We start from the raw sequence: 16,273 nt of genomic DNA, 5'->3' as shown, positions 1-16,273 counted from the left end.
CTATCCAGATTAGGACTTGAGCACCACCGACTTGAGGTCGGTGTAGTGGTCCAGCGCCTCGGAGCCGTGCTCCTTGCCGAACCCGCTGCTCTTGACGCCGCCGAACGGCAGCTGGTCGTAGACCTTGGTCGGCGAGTTGATCCACGTGTAGCCGCAGTCGAGCTCCGATGCGGCACGGCGGGCGCGGGCGACGTCGCGCGTCCAGACGCTCGAGCCGAGGCCGAACGGCGACGCGTTGGCCAGCTCGATCGCCTCGTCGAGGTCCTTCACGCGCCAGATCGGCAGCGCCGGGCCGAAGACCTCCTCGGTCGCCATCGGCGAGTCGCGCGGGGGCTCGAGCACGACGGTCGGCTCATGGAAGAAGCCCCCGGCCAGCCCCTCGGGGCGCCCGCCGCCGGTCAGCACCTCTCCCCCGCGCTCGAGCGTGCGTGTGAGCTGGTCCTCGAGGAGGTCGCGCTGGCGGGCGGAGTGCAGCGGACCCATCTGGATCCCCTTCTCCGTCGGTAGGCCGACCTTCAGGCGGCCGGCCTTGGCGGCGATCGCCTCGATCACCTCGTCGGCGACGCTCTCGAAGACGTAGACGCGCTTGATCGCCAGGCAGGCCTGGCCGCAGTTGAAGAAGCGGCCCATCGAGGCGGCGGACGCGGCGGCGGCGAGGTCGGCGTCGTCGCAGACGATCAGCGGGTCGCTCCCGCCGAGCTCGAGCGTGACGCGCTTGGCGCCGCGCGAGGCGAGCGCCATCACGCGCTCCCCGGTCGGCGTCGAGCCGGTGAAGGCGACCTTGCGCACGAGCGGGTGCGTGACCAGCGCCTCGCCGGCGACCGGCCCCGTGCCGGTGACGACGTTCAGCACGCCGGGCGGCAGCCCCGCTTCGGTGAGGATCTCCGCCAGCGCCAGCGTCGTGAACGGCGTCGTGTCCGCCGGCTTGGCGACGACCGTGTTGCCCGTCAGCAGCGCAGGGCCCAGCTTGTTCGACAGCAGCGTCGTGGGGAAGTTCCACGGGACGATCGCGCCCACCACGCCGAGCGGGCGGCGCAGGACCGTGCCGTCGACGCCCGGATCGAGCTGATGGACAGAGATCGCACGGACCTCCTTGCCCATTCCCGCGTAGTGGTCCAGCGTGTCTGCGGCCTTGTGGATCTCGAGCTTCGCCTCGCGCAGCGGCTTGCCCTGCTCGGCCGTCAGCCCGGGCGCCAGCTCGTCCGCGCGGGCCTCGAGCAGCTCGGCCCCGGCGCGCAGGATGCGCGCGCGGTCGGTGATCGAGCGGCACGACCACTCGGCGAACGCCCCGTTCGCGGAGCGCACCGCGCGGTCGACGGTCTCGGCGCCGGCGGCGGTCACCGTGCCGACCGGCTCGCCGGTCGCGGGATCGTGGATGGCGAGCGTGTCGCCGTCGATCGGCTCCACGCTCCCGTCGATGAAGCACCCGCGCGCGAGTGCGGTCATGGCAGGGCTTGACGGCATGCCCAGAAGACTATACGCTTGCGGACGTGAGTCAAGTGTCACACGTTGACGAGCTCGCCCAGCGGACCGAGGACGAGGTGCGCGAGCACCTGAAGGCCGGCAAGCTCGTCGAGGGGCTCCAGCACATGTCCCCCGAGTACCTGAAGGGCATCCGCCGCATCCTCACCGTGTCGGCGGACACCGAGCTGGTGTCCGCGCCTGCGTATCTGCGCGCCGCCCAGCACGCGCCCGCGCTGAACAACTTCGGGTCGGCGATGTCGATCATCCAGGACGAGCTCGCTCACGCCCACATCGGCTACCGCCTGCTCGGCGACCTCGGCGTCGACATGAACGCGCTGATCTACGAGCGCGAGCCTGGCGCGTTCAAGTACCCGTACGCGTTCGACGTGCCGCTGGACTCCTGGTACGAGCTGGTCCTCGCCAACGCGCTCTACGACCAGGCCGGCTTCGTGCTGCTCTCCGACGTCCACGCCTCCTCGACCTTCGGCCCCTGGAAGCGCGCGCTGGCCAAGGTCGACAAGGAGGAGACGTTCCACCTGCGCCACGGGCGCACGTGGGTCAAGAAGCTCGCCGCCGACCCGGACGACAAGAAGCGCCTACAGGCGTCGCTGGACTGGATGTTCGTCCTCACGCTGGAGTGGTTCGGGCTGCCGGACGAGCGCAAAAGGCACGGCATCCAGCTCGAGTACGGCTTCAAGGGCAAGAGCAACGACCAGCTGCGCCAGGACTGGATGGCCGAGGTCGTGCCCTTCATGACGGAGGTCGGGCTCGACGTGCCGGCGCACCACGATGGCGAGCGGTGGGTCATCGACTGCCCGTTCCCGCGCGCCTTCGACGAGGAGGCCAAGCGCTGGGGCGACGAGATCAGCTGGGACGATGTGATGGTGCGCTGGAAGGCGCGCGGCCCGATGAACGTCGACTACGTCAACCGGCTCCAGCGGGGCTACCGGCATGCGTAACGTCGACCCCGTTCTCTCCCGGCTCTGGAACGCCCTGCGCGAGGTCGAGGACCCAGAGATCCCGATCTCCGTCGTCGGCATGGGGCTGATCGTGTCGCTGCGCTACGACGCCGGCGTGGTCGACATCGAGCTGACGTTCACCGCGATGGGCTGCCCGGCGATGGACTTCATCCAGGACGACATCCGCGACCGCCTGCTGCAGGAGCCCGACGTCGACGACGTGCGGATCGAGATCGTCTGGGACCCGGTGTGGACGCGCGCGCGGATCCGCGAGGAGTCGCGCGCGACCATGCGCAGCCTGGGGATCGTCGCATGACCTGGGAGGTCTTCGCGCGGCAGGCGTACGACGAGCCGCTGCACCATGTGGGCGCCTTGAACGAGGACGACGAGGACCTCGCGCTGGTCGCGGCGCGCTCGATCTACGACGAGCAGCCGTGGATCCAGATGATCATCGTGCCGCGCACCGCGATCCGGGAGGCGATCAGCGCATGACCATGCTCTCGCTGGTGGGCTCGCTGGCCGACAACAAGGCCGCGCTCGGCCGCCGCTACGGCGAGTGGGCCGTGAGCGCGCCGACGCTGGAGTCCGCCGTCGCCGCCGCCGCGATGGCGCAGGACGAGCTGGGCCACGCACGCTCGACGTACCCCGTGCTCAAGCAGCTCGGCGCCGCCGACCCCGAGATCGACGCCGGCCGGCGCCTCCCGATCCTCGACGAGGAGCTTCCGGACTGGACGACGTTCATCGCCGTCAACCTCGTCGTCGACGGCGTCCTGACCGCGTTCGTCGAGGCGTCGACCGACAGCGCGCTCGAGCCGCTGGCCCAGCGCGCGCGCAAGATCCTCCAGGAGGAGGGCTCGCACCGCGTGCATGCGGAGGCATGGACGCGGCGGCTGCTCAGGCAAGAGGACTCCGAGTTGCCCGCGCGGATCGCCGAGGTGTGGGAGCAGGCGGCGCGCTGGCTCGGTCCGGCGGACGATCCCGGATTCGCGTCCGCGGTCGCCGACGGCTACGTCGCCTCCGGCCCCGCCGAGCTGCGCGCGGCGGTCGCCGGGCGCATCGGCGCGCTCACGGGCATCGAGCTCTCCGAGCCCGCCGACTTCACGGGCTGGGACCCCGACCGCCGCCGGTGACCGCGCCGGCCTGCCCGTTCTGCTCCTCCGCCGACTGCGAGCGCGTCTCGCAGTTCGGCGGCCAGATCATCACCGCGCAGTGGCGCTGCCGCGCGTGCGGCTCCTACTTCGAGGCCGTGCGCGAGGACTTCGGCGACGCGACGCCGCCCGCGGCGTAACTATCGCGGCTCCCGCGGCGGCCCGTCCTCGTCGTCGAGCACCCGCTGCATCCACGCGACGTCGTGCCAGGCGCCGTGCTTGTAGCCGACGCGCCGGTACACGCCCGCGGGCTCGAAGCCGAGCGCGCGGTGCAGGCCGGCGCTGGCCTCGTTCGGCAGCGTCATCCCTCCCATCGCGACGCGGTAGCCGCGCTCGGTCAAGCGGGTCAGCAGCGCCTCGTAGAGCATCCGGCCGCCTCCGGTGCGGCGGCGCCCGGACTCCAGGTAGACGCTCACCTCGCACGCCCAGCGGTACGCGGCGCGGGGTGCGAACGGGCCGCCGTAGGCGTAGCCGACGACGCGTCCCTCGTCCTCGAGCACGAGCCAGGCGTGGGTACGCTCGGCGGCGGCGATGCGCCGCGCCATCTCGGCCTCGGAGGGCGGCTCGGACTCGAAGCTGACCGCCGTGTCGGTGACGTATGGGGCGTAGATCGCGGCGCACGCCGCCGCGTCGTACTCGGTCGCGTGTCGGACGATCATGCCGCGATAGTAGCCGCCATTGCCACTATGATGCCACCCCATGGATGAGCTCACGTCGTCGCTGGCCGAGGCGGTGCGCGCCGCGCGCGTCGACCGCGGGCTCTCCGCCAACGCGCTCGCCGAGCGCTCGGGCGTGTCGCGGGCGATGATCGCGAAGGTCGAGCGGGCCGAGGCGCAGCCGACGGCGGCGCTGCTGGGCCGGCTCTCGGCGGCGCTGGGGCTGACGCTGTCCGAGCTCGTCGCCCGCGCGGAGAACGCCGACCGCCGCCTGATGCGCGCGGCCGAGCAGCCGACGTGGACGGACCCGGAGACCGGCTACCGCCGGCGCGCGCTCTCGCCGGTCAGCGGCGGGCCGCTCGAGCTGGTCGAGGTCGAGCTCCCGCCGGGTGCTGAAGTGCCGTATCCGGCGGACTCGTACGCGTTCATCCACCAGCAGATCTGGATCCTCGAGGGGCGCCTGCGCCTGCGCGAGGGCGCCGCGCTGCACGAGCTGGAGGCCGGCGACTGCCTCGAGTTCGGCCCGCCGTCGGCGCGCACGTTCTCGAACGTGACCGACCGGCCGTGCCGCTACCTGGTCGCGCTCACCCGCCGTTGAGCCGTGCGAGGGTGCCGGGCCGCGGGAGGTGGATCCAGCCCTCCTCCGCCGCCAGCTCCGCGTGCTCCGGCGGCGGCCCGGCGGTCAGGTCCAGCGCCGCGGCGCGGGCGATCAGGGCGGCGATCAGCGCATCGAAGGCGTCGTGGACGCGCGCGCACAGCTCGCGGTCGGAGAGCTCGAGCGGCACGGCGTCGAGCACCCGGTCGAGCTTCGCCGCGAGCGCCTCGGTGCTCTTGCCCTTGTATCCCGAGGCGCCGAGCCCCCAGACCTCCAGGGCGCCGGCGGGATAGACCTCGACGAACTTCCCGCGACCGCTGCGATCCACGGCCTCTCCCGCGATCCTCCAGCGGTGCAGCAGGTGCGCGCAGCGCATCGCCGTCACGCCGATCCGGTCGGTCGAGACGCTCAACGGGCGGCGCGTCGGCATCACGGCGCGGTCGGTCTCGCGGTAGCTCAGCTCCGCCCGGTACTTCTCCGGCTCGCCGTCCGGCGCGGGCCACGCCTCGTGCCCGCGGTGCGCGACCAGCGCCTCCACGAATGCCCGCGGCCAGCCGAACGGCGCGTCGATGCCGACCTTCTCGCGGCCCGCCGCGAGCTCGAGCAGCGTGTCGTCGTCGCAGCGCTCGTGCAGCTGCGCGCGTGTCCCGTCCAGCACGCACGCATACGTGCGCCTCGCCCCCGCCGCCAGGTCGATGCCCAGCACGCTCACGACCCAAGTGTGCCGGGTTCCTTGCCCGCTGAGCCGGGAAGTGGGAGCGTGGGCGGATGGAGCCGACGCGGATCCTGGTCGTCGCGAACCGGACCGCCGCCGCGCCGCGGCTGCTGGACGAGGTCCGGCGCCGCGCCGAGCTCGCGCCGTGCGAGTTCGCGCTGCTGATCCCCGACGTCAACGTCCACGGCACGGCCGACTGGACGCTCGAGGTCGCGCTGCCGATCCTGCGCCGCACCGCGCGCGGGCCGGTGGAGGGCATCATCGGCGGCCCGGAGCCGCTGGAGTCCGTCAAGGCCGAGCTGGAGCGCAGCCGCTACGACGAGATCATCGTCTCCACGCTGCCGCGGCGCGTCTCGCGCTGGCTGCGCCGCGACCTGGTCGGCCAGATCGCGCGCCTCGGCCTGCCCGTCACCACGGTCACCCCGCGCCGCCGCGCCGATCGCGCCGCGGATGATCGCCTGGCGCGGTTCGCCGGCATGGGCGGCGGTCCGGGAATCCCGTAGGGATCAGAAGCCCAGCGGGTGGCGCTCGGTCCGTGTCCGGCGTGGGCTGGAGCGGGCGGCATGAGCCCGGCGAGAGCCCCGCGCCGCCTGCGAACAGCGCAAGCCGCAGCTCGACGGCCCCGGCGCGCGAGCCCGCGATCTGCGACGGCTGGGCGACACAGGGCGGACCTTCGCGCGTCTGCGCGACCAGCAGGCCGTGGCCCGGGCCGCCGCCGGGATCGGGCGCGCGCGCCTCGACGCGCTCGCTGCCCGGGACCGGCGTCGGGAACTTGATCTTCACGCGGCCGCCGAAGGTCGGGGCGCTGCGGCTGGGGCCGAGCCGCAGCGTATGGCCGCCCGCCTCCACGCGCGCGTCGTCGTCCGCCTTGGCCTCCGGGCCGCCGAGGCGCAGGAATGCGTCATCGCCGGACGGCGCCGGACCGTCGGCGCCGCCGGTGCCCGCGACGGTCACCGGCGCCGGCTTCGGCGCGATGCCCCAGACGACGCTGCCGGTGATCGTGGGCGCCGCCGAACCTGCCGTCCTTGATCCGGCCGAGCTGCACGCCGTTGGCCTCGGGCAGCTCGCGGAAGCGCCCGTCGAGGCCGACGAGGCCGAACGCGCCGTCGCGCACCTGGCCGACGGTGCTGCGCAGGTCCTCATCACTGCGGCGATCGTGACGGCGCACCATCTATAGAGACGCACCGCGCGAGATCTTGTGACGTGGACCGGCGGTCGCCGCGATGTCGACCGACGGGCGATACGGACGATGAGACCCGGTTGGCAGCATCCCGGCCCGGTCAATCCAAGGAGGGGTTCGTTCGTGAAAAGGGCGTCATCGCTGCTGCTCACGGCTGCCGCCGCCGCGCTCGTCGCGGCGTCGCCGGCCGCTGCCGTCACCACCGTCACCAGCGCCAACGGCGCGAACTGGCAGATCCACGACGCGGCGCCGCCGGGCCTGGACACCGGGAGCATCCGGGCGATCACCGACAACGCCTTCTTCGGCTTCGGCGGCATCCGCGTGCGGGTGTCGAACGTCCCGGCGAGCGATCCCTCCGGGCGCTTCAACGGCGAGCTGATGCGCGGCTTCGGCCTGAAGTTCGACGGCACCGACGCATTCGCCACGACCGAGCCGGTCGTGCTCGGCGGCGTCGCGATCAGCCGCGCGGTGAAGGTCGGCACGGCGGGCAACTGGACGCGCTGGCTGGACACGTTCGCGAACACCACGTCGCGCGCCGTCACCGTCGATGTCTCGTTCGGCGGCACCGCGGGCTACAACAGCGGCAACAACCGCAGCTTCGTGGTCGCCAGCTCGAGTGGCGACGCGGCGATCGGGACCGACGACAGCTGGGTCGAGGTCGCGGCGTCCGCGGCGGCCGCCGGCCCGTCGCCGCGCGGGCCGTCCGCGGTCGTGCTCGGCACGCCCGGCTCGCTGTTCGGCACCGGCAACTTCCAGTACGGCCCATTCGGCGCCGCGCTTCCCGCGACCGGGCTGGAGAGCAACTTCTACGGCTACAACAGCACGCTGACGCTCGCGCCTGGGCAGACCAAGTCGCTGCTGCACTTCGTCGTCGCCGGCCGTTCGGAGACGGCGGCGACGGCGGGAGCGCAGATCTCCTCGGTCGGCTCGACGGCGGCGACGCTGGCCGGCGCGCCCGACGTGTCCGGCATCGACGCCGCGCTCGCGTGCACGGTCGCCAACTTCCCGCCGGCGAGCGCCTGCGCCGCGACGCCCGCGCCGGCCGCGCCGGCGGAGACCGAAGAGCGCTACCCGGTCACGACGTCGCCGTACGACGTGGTCGACAAGCCGATCATGCAGCTCCAGCACGACATGGAGACGGGGCTCGCGACGTCGCAGCAGATCACCCAGGCCTACCTCGACCGCATCGCCGCCTACGACGGCGGGCCGTTCGGCTTCCACACCTACATCACTGTCGCCTCCGACGCGCTCGCGCAGGCGAAGGCGGCCGATGCGGCGCGGGGGGCCGGCGCGCACGGCGATCTCCTCGGGATCCCGGTGAACGTGAAGGACCTCTACGACACCAAGGACATGCCGACGACCGACGGCAGCCTCGCGTTCGAGGGCTGGCAGCCCAAGCGCGACGCGTTCCAGGTCGCGCGCCTGCGCGCCGCGGGCGCCGTGATCCTCGGCAAGGGCACCCTGTCGGAGTTCGCGAACTCGGGCTCCTACAGCGACTCGGGCTACGGGATGGTGTGGAACGCGTTCAAGCCGTCCAAGACGTCGCTGGGGTCCAGCGGCGGCCCGGCGGTCGCCACCGCGCTCAGCCTCGCCGGGTTCGGCATGGGCACGCAGACCGGCGTGTCGCTGTACGCGCCGTCGACGGGAGCGTCATTGGTCTCCCTGCGCGGGACCGACGGCATCTCCTCCGGCGCCGGCGTGATGCCGCTCACCTGGCTGCAGGACTTCGAGGGCCCGATCGCGCGCACGACGTCCGACGTCGCCCGGATCCTCAACGTGACCACCGGCACCGACCCGGACGATCCCGCGACGGTGCACGCCGACGCGGACGCCCAGCGCCCGGCCGACTGGAAGACGGCGCTCGATGCGAATGCCCTCGCGGGCAAGAGGATCGGCTACATCCCGGCGTCCTTCGACGGGTCCTTCAGCTACGGGCAGGACGACGGCACCTCGGCCGCGCTGAAGGCGCGCTTCGCCGACATCGAGGCGGCGGGCGCGACGATGGTGCCGATCGCGACGGCGGCGCCGGGCGCGCCGTCGAGCCCGCGGCTGTCGGGCAGCCGCACCGAGGAAGGATGGCAGCGGTACTTCGATCGCCAGGAGAACCCGCCGTACCACACGGCGTCGGAGATCCTCTCCTCGCCGAAGGTGCTGCCGTACAACCGCGGGACGCAGGCGCCGGCGGCGCGGCTCAACGAGGCCGACGTGCAGGCGATCTTCGCCAACCGTGACGAGTACAAGGCCCGCTACAAGGCCTGGATGGACGCCGCGGGCGTCGACGCGGTCGTCTATCCGGGCTTCCGCAGCGACGTCTACGACAACGACGGCGCGCAGACGATCTCCTCCGACCGCGGCTCGAACGTGCCGACGTCCAACGCCGGCCTGCCGACGCTGATCCTGCCGGTCGGCGCGAACCCGCACGGCGACCCGATGTCACTGCAGTTCGTCGGGCGCGCGTTCGACGACGCGAAGATGCTCGGCTTCGGCTACGCGCTCGAGCAGCAGCTGGGCGGCGAGGGGCACCTGATGCCCGCGACGGCGCCGCGGCTCGCGTACGAGACGTCGACGACCGGGAACGTGGGCGGCACGGTTCGCGCGACGCTGACGCTGACCCTCGGCGGACCCGCCTCGTTCGGCGCGTTCGCGCCGGGCGTCGCGAACACCTACGAGGCGCGGACGAGCGCGAACGTGGTGTCGACGGCGGGAGACGCGGCGCTCAGCGTCTCGGATCCCGGCCACCTGGTCAACGGAGCGTTCGCGCTGGTGCAGCCGCTGCAGGTCTCGCTCTCGAAGGCCTCCTGGACGGCGCCGGTATCCAACGATACGGTCGCGATCCTGTTCAAGCAGGCGATCGGCGCCAACGACCCGCTGCGGACCGGCGGCTACTCGAGAACGCTCACGTTCACGCTCTCGACCACGACTCCCTAGAGCCGTGCTATGACCGCGGCCGTGACCTCGGCGGTGGTGTGCGAGCCGCCGAGGTCGCGGGTGCGGATGCCATCGCGGATCGTGGCGGCGATCGCCGCGCGGATGCGGTCGCCGAGGTCCGCGCGGCCCAGGTGCTCGAGCAGCATCGCGCCGCTGCCGATCGCGCCGAGCGGGTTCGCGATCCCCTGGCCGGCGATGTCAGGCGCCGAGCCGTGGACGGGCTCGAACATGCTCGGGAAGCGGCGGTCGGGGTTGAGGTTGGCGCTGGCCGCGAGGCCGAGGCTTCCGGCGAGCGCGCTTCCGAGGTCCGACAGGATGTCGCCGTGCAGGTTGGACGCGACGACGACGTCGAGCGTCTGCGGGCGCAGGACGAACCGGGCCGCGGCGGCGTCGACGAGCTCCTTGTCGGTCGTGACGTCGTGGTAATCGGCCCGGACTCGGTCGAAGACCTCGTCCCACAGGACCATCGCGTACTGCTGGGCGTTGGACTTCGTGATGCTCGTCAGATGGCGGCGCGGGCGCGAGCGGGCGAGCTCGAAGGCGAAGCGCATGATGCGCTCGCAGCCCTTCTCGGTGAAGAGGCTGGTCTGGACGGCCACCTCGTTGCCCGGGCCGCGGGCGGCGAGCTGGCGGCCACCGAGGCCGGCGTACTCCCCCTCACTGTTCTCGCGCACGACCACCCAGTCCAGCGACGGGTCGCCGTCGAGGCCCTCGTAGAAGCGCACCGGGCGGACGTTCGCCCACTGGTCGAAGCCCTGGCAGATGGCGAGGCGCAGGCCCCAGAGCGTGATGTGGTCGGGGACCTCGCGCGAGCCGACGGCGCCGAAGTAGATCGCGTCGAACCGTCGCAGGCGCTCGAGCGCGTCGGGCGCCAGCATCGCGCCGTGCTCGGCGTAGTAGGCGGATCCGTACGGGAAGGTCGTGACCTGGATCTCGGCGACCTGCTCGAGCACGCGCAGGCCGGCGTCGAGGACCTCGCCTCCGATGCCGTCCCCGGGGATGGCGGCGATCTCGAGCGGCGGCATGGCCGTGATCGTAGATAGGCTCGTGCGATGACACCGGTCCGCACCGAGCGCGCCGGAGGCCTGGCGATCCTGACGCTCGACTCGCCGCCCCTGAACCTGTTCGACGAGGCGCTGATCGAAGGGCTCGAGGCGGGCGTGCGCGAGCTGGACGGCGCGCGTGCGCTGCTGATCCGCGCCGAGGGGCGCGCGGTCAGCGCGGGCGTCGACGTGCACCTGTTCGACGGGTTGTCCGAGCATGCCGCCGCCGCGCTGTTCCACCGCCTGCTCGAGCTGACGCGGCGCGTGGAGTCGCTGCCGTTCCCCGTCGTGTTCGCCGCGCACGGGCTGTGCCTGACGGCGGCGTTCGAGGTCGCGCTGGCGAGCGACCTCATCCTCGCCGCCGAGTCGGCGCGCTTCGGGCTCGTCGAGTCGGTGATCGCGATCACTCCTGCGATGGGCGGGACGCAGCGGCTCGCGGAGCGGGCCGGCACCGGGCGGGCGCGCGAGCTGGTGATGACGGGCGACCTCTACGGCGCCGCCGAGCTCGAGCGCTGGAACGTCGTCAACCGCGTGCTTCCGGACGAGGGATTCGGCGCGGCCGCGCTGGCGTTCGCCACGCGGCTGGCCGACGGGCCGACGCGCGCGCACGCCGTGACCAAGCAGATCGTGCGCGCGTTCGTGGCCTCCGGCGTGAAGGGTGCGGACTCGATCACCGCCGAGGCGGTCGGCGACCTGTGGGGGACGCAGGACACGCGCGGCGCGATCCGCTCGTTCCTCGAGAACGGACCGGGGAAGGCGTCGTTCTCCGGGCGCTGATCGTCGCGTGCGCGGTATGCGCCTTGCTTGCCGCGGACGCGGACGCCGACGCGCGCGTGCTCGTCTTCACGAAGACGACGGGGTACCGCCACGACTCGATCCCGGCAGGGGTGGCCGCGCTCTCGCGCATGGGGTTCGCGGTCGACGCGACGGACCACTTCCCCACATCTCGGCTGTCCCGCTACGAGGCGGTCGTGTTCGTCTCGACGACCGGAGATCCGCTGCCGCGGGCATCGCAGCGGCGGGCCCTGCGCGCCTATATGGCGCATGGCGGCGGGTTCCTCGGCATCCACGCAGCCGCCGACGCCGGCTATTCGTGGCCGTGGTACCGGCGGCTGGTCGGCGCGACGTTCAAGCATCACGCGCCGGGGACGCCGTCGGCCGTGGTCAGCGTCGTGGATCGGTCCTCGGAGGCGACGCGCGGGCTGCCGCGCGCGTGGACGCGGATGGACGAGTGGTACGAGTTCCACGACGACCCTCGCGGCCGCGTGCACGTGCTCGCGACGGTGCACGGCCATCCGATCGCGTGGTGCCGGCGCTTCGGCGGTGGCCGCTCGGTCTACACCGGCATGGGGCACACGACGGCGTCCTACTCCGAGCCGCGGTTCCTGCTCCACCTGCGCGGCGCGCTGCGGATGGCGGCCGGGAGGGCGAGCTTCAACTGCGGCGTCAGCGGCGCGGCGGTGCGGTGACGCAGCGCGCCGGCGACGACGCCGGCGCGGTAGGCGGGATGGCCGCGGGCGATCCCGCGCGCGCTCGCGGCAAGGGCGCGGAGGGTGTAGAGCGGGGCGAGCCGCGCGGGGATGCGGAGCGCGTGCAGGCGGCGCGCCAGCAGCGCGGTCTGGAGCGCCAGGACGGCCGCCGCGGTCCTCGGGCGGCGCGCCGCCAGCAGGGCGAGGATCGAGGCGGGCACGGGATCGATGACGAACGGCGCCAGCCGCTTCGGGTGGCGCTTCGCGAGCGGCGCGGCTGACGTCCCGTAGCGGAAGCGGCGCGCGGTGAGCGCGACCGCCGCGTGCGCGACGACGACGCGCGGGTCGTAGCGGACCGTCCACCCACGGTCGTGCAGCCGCCAGACGAGGTCCACGTCCTCGCCGAAGCGCAGCGCCTCGTCGAAGCCGCCGCCGATCGCGACGCGGCGGACCAGCAGCGCGGCGCCGGGGACATACGGCACGCCGGTTGCGGGCGCGACCGCCGCGGGCCTGCGGCCCATGTCGAGCGCGGGATCGTCCACGCGCGGGGCGACCGCGGCGACGCGCGGGTCCGCGAAGTGGCCGGCGAGGTCCGCGATCCAGCCGGGGGGCGCGACGCAGTCGCTGTCGAGGAACGCGACGAGGCCGGTCGTGACGTGGGCGAGCGCGTGGTTGCGCGCGGCGGCGGGGCCCCCGGACGCGGCGCGGCGGAGGAGGCGCGCGTCGCGCCGGGCGCAGATGGCCGCGATCGCGCAGGGGTCGCGGGAGCCGTCGTCGACGACGATCACGGGCGGGCGGCCGCCCCCCGCGATCGCGCCGAGGCAGCGGTCCAGCTCGCGCGGGCGGTCGCGGGCCGGGATCACGACCGTGGCGGCGGGCGGCTCGACGCGCGCGGGGATCGGGTGCGCGAGGCCCGCGTCGACGAGGCGCCGCGCGAGTGCGGGGTGGGCCGCCTCGCCGGCGAGGAGGGCGTCGAGGGCCGCGGCTCCCGCGTCTGTGAGCCGCAGGATCCGGCCGGCGGCGCCGACGAGCACCCGCCCGGCGTCGTAGCGCCGGACGCGGTCGTCGAGCACGACGGCAGCGAGAGCCCGCTCGCCCGTCACACCGACAGCCCGCCGTCGAACGGGAGCTCCGCGCCCGTCGTCCCCCGGCCGCCCGGGCCGGCGAGCCAGGCGATCAGCGACGCGACCTCCGCCGGCTCGAGCAGCCGCTCGATCGGCGCTTGGGCGGCGAAGGCCTCGGCCGATTCGAGCCCGTAGAGGCGGGCGCTCTCGTCGAGGATCGGCGTTCGCGTCGAGCCCGGGCTGACCGCGTTGGCGGTGATGCCCGTGCCGCGCAGCTCGGCCGCGAGCCCGCGGATGAGACCCGTCACCCCGGCTTTTGCGGCACAGTACGCCGCCAGCATCGGGAGACCGCGCCCGGAGGCGCTGGACGCGATGGCGATGAAGCGGCCGTCGCGCGGCGCGGGCCGCCGCAGCAGCGCAGGCACGGCCACGCGGGCCGCGGCGACGACCGCGAGCAGATCCACCTCCAGCACCGCCTCGACCTCGGCGCCGGGCATCTCCCACAGCGGGACGCCGCCGGCGATCACGCCCGCGGCGGCGACGAACGCGTCGAGACCGCCGAACGCGCGATCCGCGATCGCGACCGCCTCGCGCAGGACCTCTTCGCTCGCCGCGTCGCCCTGCAGGACCTCCACGCGCTCGCGCGCGAGCTCGCGAAGCTCCTGCGACGTCCCCAGCGCGTACGGCAGGCGCGGATCGTCCGCGGCGCGATCGACGGCCACGACCGCCCAGCCGGCGCGCCCGAGCTCCCGCACTGTCGCCGCGCCGATCCCGCGCGCCGCGCCCGTCACGATCGCGACCCGGTCCACCCCCGGCCCGCCCCCGGCCCGCGCCCGCAGGGGCCGCGGCCGCGAGACGGGGCGCCGCGCCGCACGCGGGCGAAAGCGCGTGGACGGCGGCCTCACGCGGCGAGCTCCGCACCGATCCAGCCCCTGACGAACGCGCGCAGCTCCGCGGTCGCGCGCTCGAGCAGCTCGCGGCCCTCCGCCGCCGTGGCGCCGGTCGGGTCTCCGAGGATGCCGTTGGGACTGACCGCGCGCACGCCTTCCCGCGTCAGCCGCGGCATCAGGGCGCCGATGTCCTCCGTGCAGCCCGGCTCCGCCAGCTCCATCCGCACGCGCGACGGCGCGAGCGCGAGCATCATCGACGTCTCGGTCCGGCCGGCGTGGGCGTCGCCGCCGAAGCGCGGGCTCCAGGCGCGCACGTCGCGCCCCTCGAAGCGCAGGTACTCGACGGCGCGGCCGACGGGCGCCGCGTTGCCGCCGTGGGTGCTGACGAACAGCACGTGCGGGTAGGACTCGCTGGCCGAGCGGCCGAGCTCGATCAGCACCAGCTGCGTGACCTCGCGGCCGATCGAGAGCGTCCCGGGGAATCCCGCGTGCTCGCCCGAGGACCCGAAGCACAGCGGCGGCGCCGCGACCGCCCCGGTCAACCGCGCGACCAGCGCGACCGCGATGTCGGTGTCGGTGGTGAGCGGCAGGTGCGGCCCGTGCTGCTCGGTGGAGCCGACCGGGACCGCCAGCAGCATCAGGCGAGCCCCGCCACCGGACTCTCGTCGCAGGCGCGCACGCGCGAGTGGTCGACGCGTGGCTTTGGCGGACGCCGCTCGCGCACCGCCAGCGCCGCCTCGCCGTGCCCGAGCACGCACTCGGGATCCGGCCCGTCGAGCGGCAGGCCGGTGAAGAACTTCGCCGCCATGCACCCGCCGCGGCACGAGTCGAAGAACGTGCAGCTCGAGCACGCGCCGCCGCCCTGCGGCGAGCGCAGCCGGGCGAACAGCTCCGACTCGCGCCACACGCCCGCGAACCCGCCGGGCGCGCGCACGTTGCCGGCGAGGAACGCGTCGTGGATGGCGAACGGGCACGCGTAGACGTCGCCGACCGGGTCGATCAGGCACACGACGCGCCCGGCGCCGCACAGGTTCAGTCCCGGCAGCGCCTCGCCGAACGCCGACAGGTGGAAGAACGAGTCGCCCGTCAGCACCTCCTCGCCGTGGGCGAGCAGCCACGCGTACACCTCGCGCTGCTGCGCCGCGGTGGGATGCAGCTCGTCCCAGACGTCGACCGCGCGACCGGACGGCCGCAGGCGCGTCAGCCGCAGCTGCGCGCCGTAGCGGTCCGCGAGCGCCTTGAACGCGTCCAGCTGGCCCGCGTTCTCGCGCGTCACCACCACCGACAGCTTGAACCCGGTGCCGGCCAAGTGCTCCATCGCCCGCACCGCGGTGGCGAACGAGCCGGCGCCGCGCACGCGGTCGTTGACCTCGGCCGTCGCGCCGTCCAGCGAGATCTGGACGTCGACGTAGTCGTTGCCCCGCAGCCACTCGGCACGCGACGCCGTGATCCGGCTGCCGTTGGTGGAGAACTTGACGCCGACGTGGTGGGAGGTCGCGTACTCGACGAGCTCCCAGAAGTCCTTGCGGACGGTCGGCTCGCCCCCGCCGACGTTCACGTAGAAGACCTGCATCCGCTCCAGCTCCTCGATCACCGCGCGGCACTCGGCGGTCGTGAGCTCGCGCGGGTCGCGCCGGCCGGAGCTCGAGAGGCAGTGCACGCACGCGAGGTTGCACGCGTACGTCAGCTCCCAGGTGAGGCAGATCGGCGCGTCCAGCCCGGCCTCGAAGTGCTCGACGAGCTTCATGCGCGCGCTCGGATCATGTCCGTGTCAGCCAGCGTCGCGAGCGCGCGCTCGTAGGCCGGCAGCTGGGCTTCGGGGACTCCGGCGGAGCGGCACGCGGCGAGCGCGGACGGCTGCTCGGCAAGCGACTCGACGACGCGCAGCAGCCCCGGGCTCTTCAGGAACGAGAGGCGGCGCGTGCCGAAGTGGTAGGCGAGCGCACCGAAGCGCTCCGGTCGCAGCGACACCTGCGGCGACAGCGCCCAGGGCCGCTCGAGCTCGAACGCCACCGGCTCAGTAGACGCCGCACATCCCATCGATCGACACGTCCTCGACGAGCAGCTCCTCCTCGACCAGCTCGCCGGCCTCGACGGGCTCCGGCTCCGGCGCCGGGGGCACCTCGGTCACCGTGGGCGTGGGATCCGGCATGACGTTCCTC

General features: G+C 73.7%; 22 protein-coding genes. 11 read left to right on the top strand and 11 right to left on the bottom strand.

Annotated features, from left to right (window positions below; genetic code table 11):
• Positions 1-9 precede the first annotated feature (9 nt).
• On the bottom strand, positions 10-1,464 hold the full coding sequence (locus tag H958_RS0126310) for an aldehyde dehydrogenase family protein (protein ID WP_196807579.1): 1,455 nt from the start codon (positions 1,462-1,464) through the stop codon (positions 10-12).
• 35 nt (positions 1,465-1,499) lie between these two features.
• Here H958_RS0126310 and H958_RS0126305 point away from each other — a divergent pair, with 35 nt between their 5' ends.
• From H958_RS0126305 to H958_RS46850, 5 genes are read left to right on the top strand one after another with little or no spacing between them, the layout of a single operon-like run.
• On the top strand, positions 1,500-2,423 hold the full coding sequence (locus tag H958_RS0126305; protein WP_037411471.1) for a Phenylacetic acid catabolic protein: 924 nt from the start codon (positions 1,500-1,502) through the stop codon (positions 2,421-2,423).
• Entirely contained in the window at positions 2,416-2,739 is a 324-nt protein-coding gene (locus H958_RS0126300; RefSeq protein ID WP_028060822.1) for a metal-sulfur cluster assembly factor, read from the top strand. The genes H958_RS0126305 and H958_RS0126300 overlap by 8 nt, the downstream gene beginning before the upstream one ends.
• Complete coding sequence (locus H958_RS0126295; protein ID WP_028060821.1) at positions 2,736-2,915, top strand: hypothetical protein; 180 nt, start codon at positions 2,736-2,738, stop codon at positions 2,913-2,915. The genes H958_RS0126300 and H958_RS0126295 overlap by 4 nt, the downstream gene beginning before the upstream one ends.
• Positions 2,912-3,553 carry a Phenylacetic acid catabolic protein gene (locus tag H958_RS44090; protein ID WP_051324845.1) on the top strand — a complete coding sequence of 214 codons (642 nt, stop codon included), beginning with the start codon at positions 2,912-2,914 and terminating at the stop codon, positions 3,551-3,553. Before H958_RS0126295 ends, H958_RS44090 begins: the two co-directional genes overlap by 4 nt.
• Entirely contained in the window at positions 3,550-3,711 is a 162-nt protein-coding gene (locus H958_RS46850; protein ID WP_156028292.1) for a PaaD-like zinc ribbon domain-containing protein, read from the top strand. The genes H958_RS44090 and H958_RS46850 overlap by 4 nt, the downstream gene beginning before the upstream one ends.
• Here the strand turns inward: H958_RS46850 and H958_RS0126280 are convergent, their stop codons facing one another.
• The gene (locus tag H958_RS0126280; RefSeq protein WP_196807577.1) at positions 3,712-4,230 is read right to left on the bottom strand and encodes a GNAT family N-acetyltransferase; all 519 of its coding nucleotides are present in this window, start codon (positions 4,228-4,230) and stop codon (positions 3,712-3,714) included.
• A 40-nt stretch (positions 4,231-4,270) separates the two neighbouring features.
• Here H958_RS0126280 and H958_RS0126275 point away from each other — a divergent pair, with 40 nt between their 5' ends.
• The gene (locus H958_RS0126275; protein ID WP_028060818.1) at positions 4,271-4,825 is read left to right on the top strand and encodes a helix-turn-helix domain-containing protein; all 555 of its coding nucleotides are present in this window, start codon (positions 4,271-4,273) and stop codon (positions 4,823-4,825) included.
• Here H958_RS0126275 and H958_RS40530 read toward each other — a convergent pair.
• Positions 4,812-5,534 (bottom strand): DUF429 domain-containing protein, encoded by a 723-nt coding sequence (locus H958_RS40530; protein WP_051324844.1) that lies wholly within the window; start codon positions 5,532-5,534, stop codon positions 4,812-4,814. The genes H958_RS0126275 and H958_RS40530 overlap by 14 nt on opposite strands.
• Positions 5,535-5,590: 56 nt before the next feature.
• Here H958_RS40530 and H958_RS0126265 point away from each other — a divergent pair, with 56 nt between their 5' ends.
• The gene (locus tag H958_RS0126265) at positions 5,591-6,040 is read left to right on the top strand and encodes a hypothetical protein (RefSeq protein ID WP_028060817.1); all 450 of its coding nucleotides are present in this window, start codon (positions 5,591-5,593) and stop codon (positions 6,038-6,040) included.
• Here the strand turns inward: H958_RS0126265 and H958_RS0126260 are convergent.
• Positions 5,955-6,491 (bottom strand): hypothetical protein, encoded by a 537-nt coding sequence (locus H958_RS0126260; RefSeq protein WP_028060816.1) that lies wholly within the window; start codon positions 6,489-6,491, stop codon positions 5,955-5,957. The genes H958_RS0126265 and H958_RS0126260 overlap by 86 nt on opposite strands.
• Here H958_RS0126260 and H958_RS46845 point away from each other — a divergent pair.
• Together H958_RS46845 and H958_RS40525 are read left to right on the top strand one after the other, a co-directional pair.
• Entirely contained in the window at positions 6,475-6,714 is a 240-nt protein-coding gene (locus H958_RS46845) for a hypothetical protein (protein WP_156028291.1), read from the top strand. The genes H958_RS0126260 and H958_RS46845 overlap by 17 nt on opposite strands.
• A 126-nt stretch (positions 6,715-6,840) precedes the next feature.
• Positions 6,841-9,645: an amidase gene (locus H958_RS40525; RefSeq protein ID WP_051324843.1), complete on the top strand. Its 2,805-nt coding sequence runs from the start codon at positions 6,841-6,843 to the stop codon at positions 9,643-9,645.
• Here the strand turns inward: H958_RS40525 and H958_RS0126245 are convergent.
• Positions 9,642-10,670, bottom strand: coding sequence for a tartrate dehydrogenase (locus tag H958_RS0126245; RefSeq protein ID WP_156028290.1), 1,029 nt, complete (start codon positions 10,668-10,670; stop codon positions 9,642-9,644). The genes H958_RS40525 and H958_RS0126245 overlap by 4 nt on opposite strands.
• A gap of 27 nt (positions 10,671-10,697) precedes the next feature.
• Between H958_RS0126245 and H958_RS0126240 the strand changes: the two genes are divergently transcribed.
• Both H958_RS0126240 and H958_RS40520 read left to right on the top strand, forming a co-directional pair.
• Positions 10,698-11,465, top strand: coding sequence for an enoyl-CoA hydratase/isomerase family protein (locus tag H958_RS0126240; RefSeq protein ID WP_028060813.1), 768 nt, complete (start codon positions 10,698-10,700; stop codon positions 11,463-11,465).
• A 23-nt stretch (positions 11,466-11,488) separates the two neighbouring features.
• The gene (locus H958_RS40520) at positions 11,489-12,157 is read left to right on the top strand and encodes a ThuA domain-containing protein (protein WP_051324842.1); all 669 of its coding nucleotides are present in this window, start codon (positions 11,489-11,491) and stop codon (positions 12,155-12,157) included.
• On the opposite strand, the gene H958_RS40515 is transcribed toward H958_RS40520, so the two are convergent.
• The 6 genes from H958_RS40515 to mftA form a co-directional block, all read right to left on the bottom strand.
• Positions 12,055-13,230: a glycosyltransferase gene (locus H958_RS40515; protein WP_196807576.1), complete on the bottom strand. Its 1,176-nt coding sequence runs from the start codon at positions 13,228-13,230 to the stop codon at positions 12,055-12,057. The genes H958_RS40520 and H958_RS40515 overlap by 103 nt on opposite strands.
• Before the next feature lie 26 nt (positions 13,231-13,256).
• Positions 13,257-14,030 carry a mycofactocin-coupled SDR family oxidoreductase gene (locus H958_RS0126225; protein WP_028060812.1) on the bottom strand — a complete coding sequence of 258 codons (774 nt, stop codon included), beginning with the start codon at positions 14,028-14,030 and terminating at the stop codon, positions 13,257-13,259.
• 92 nt (positions 14,031-14,122) lie between these two features.
• Positions 14,123-14,749 carry a mycofactocin biosynthesis peptidyl-dipeptidase MftE gene (gene mftE, locus H958_RS40510; RefSeq protein WP_051324840.1) on the bottom strand — a complete coding sequence of 209 codons (627 nt, stop codon included), beginning with the start codon at positions 14,747-14,749 and terminating at the stop codon, positions 14,123-14,125.
• Positions 14,749-15,858 (bottom strand): mycofactocin radical SAM maturase, encoded by a 1,110-nt coding sequence (gene mftC, locus H958_RS40505; protein WP_037411470.1) that lies wholly within the window; start codon positions 15,856-15,858, stop codon positions 14,749-14,751. The genes mftE and mftC overlap by 1 nt, the downstream gene beginning before the upstream one ends.
• Positions 15,855-16,151: a mycofactocin biosynthesis chaperone MftB gene (mftB, locus tag H958_RS0126210; protein ID WP_037411469.1), complete on the bottom strand. Its 297-nt coding sequence runs from the start codon at positions 16,149-16,151 to the stop codon at positions 15,855-15,857. The genes mftC and mftB overlap by 4 nt, the downstream gene beginning before the upstream one ends.
• Positions 16,129-16,263: a mycofactocin precursor MftA gene (gene mftA / locus H958_RS45505; RefSeq protein WP_081686295.1), complete on the bottom strand. Its 135-nt coding sequence runs from the start codon at positions 16,261-16,263 to the stop codon at positions 16,129-16,131. Before mftA ends, mftB begins: the two co-directional genes overlap by 23 nt.
• Positions 16,264-16,273: the final 10 nt, after the last annotated feature.

It is taken from the genome of Candidatus Solirubrobacter pratensis (assembly GCF_000425945.1).
Lineage (GTDB): Bacteria > Actinomycetota > Thermoleophilia > Solirubrobacterales > Solirubrobacteraceae > Solirubrobacter > Solirubrobacter pratensis.
This window is presented reverse-complemented; position numbering and strand designations above follow the sequence as displayed.